Below are 1,636 nucleotides of genomic sequence, written 5' to 3'. Positions count from 1 at the left end.
CGCCAACATCGCCCCACCCGGCAACCGCTCCATCAACGCACCCCGCGCCCGCACCAACCGCACCGCGTCTTCGAGGGACAACACCCCCGCCACATGCGCCGCAGCGAACTCACCCACCGAATGACCCACCAACACATCCGGTCGCACCCCCCACGACTCCAACAACCGAAACAACCCCACCTCCACCGCGAACAACGCCACCTGCGCATTCCCCGTCGCATCCACATCCGTACCCGAATCGAACAACCACCCCGGATCACAAACCCCACCCACCACCTCAGCGAACACCGGAAAAACCCCGAACAACTCCCGACCCATCCCCGACCACTGCGCACCCTGACCCGGAAAAACAAAAACCGACTTACCCGAACGCACCCGCACCGGCTCAGAAACCTCGGGCGTGCTCCCGCCGCTCTCGACAACCGCCATCGACCGCCAAGGCAACTGCGCCCGCGTCGTCGCCAACGACCAACCCACATCCACCGCGGCCGCGGGATGACTCGCCGCCCATTTCCGCATCCGGTCCGCCTGGGCCACCGCGCCTTCGAGCGAACGACCGGAGAACAGCCACGGTGTGGGTATACCCGAAACCTGCTGCGGCACAGCATGCTCCGGTCCAACGACCGATAGCGGACGGGACTTGCTGCCCGTCTCCGAAATCTCGTTCGCGGGTGGTTCTTCGAGTATCACGTGCGCATTAGTGCCACTGATCCCGAACGACGACACCCCCGCACGGCGTGGCCGCCCCTCCTCCGGGATCCACGGCTGCTGCTCAACCAACAACCGCACATCCCCAGCAGACCAATCCACATGCGAACTCGGCGCATCCACATGCAAAGTACGAGGCAGGATCTCGTGGCGCATCGCCTCGATCACCTTGATCACCCCGGCAACACCCGCCGCCGCCTGCGTATGACCCATATTCGACTTCACCGACCCCAACCACAACCCACGATCACGACCCTGCCCATACGCCGTCAGCAGAGCTTGCGCTTCGATCGGGTCACCCAAAGGGGTGCCCGTCCCGTGGCCCTCGACCGCGTCCACATCCCCCGGTGTCAGTCCCGCGTTCGCCAACGCCGCCCGAATCACGCGTACTTGTGACGGGCCATTCGGTGCGGTCAAACCATTCGACGCCCCATCCTGATTCACCGCCGAACCCCGCACCACACCCAACACCCGACGACCCCCAGCCACCGCATCCGACAACCGCTCCAACACCACCAACCCCGCACCCTCACCCCACGAAACACCATCCGCCCCATCAGCAAACGACTTACACCGACCATCCGGAGCCAACCCACGCTGCCGAGAAAACTCCACGAACATGGCAGGAGTGGCCAGCATGGTCACACCGCCTGCCAGCGCCAGATCGCATTCGCCCAATCGGAGGGCTTGGCACGCTTGATGAATAGTGACCAGCGACGACGAACACGCGGTATCCACCGACACCGCCGGACCCTCCAAACCCAACGCGTAAGAGATCCGGCCGGACACGATGCTGCCGCCCCCGCCCGCGCTCAGATAGCCCTCGAGTTCGGCGCTGCGGTCGCTGGTCGCGGCCAAGAACATGTAGTCGTGGTACATGACGCCCGCGAAAACACCCGTACCACTCCCACGCAACGACAACGGATCA

At 64.5% G+C, this 1,636-nt stretch carries 1 protein-coding gene; it reads right to left on the bottom strand.

Going from position 1 to position 1,636, the window contains the following annotated elements:
• The coding region (locus tag ACYVLQ_RS00715; protein ID WP_460695372.1) for a type I polyketide synthase at positions 1-1,636 on the bottom strand (1,636 nt) is incomplete at both ends.

The sequence above is a fragment of the Nocardia thraciensis genome, from assembly GCF_054782435.1.
Note: the sequence above shows the minus strand (reverse complement) of the source record. Positions and strands in the feature narration are given on the sequence as shown.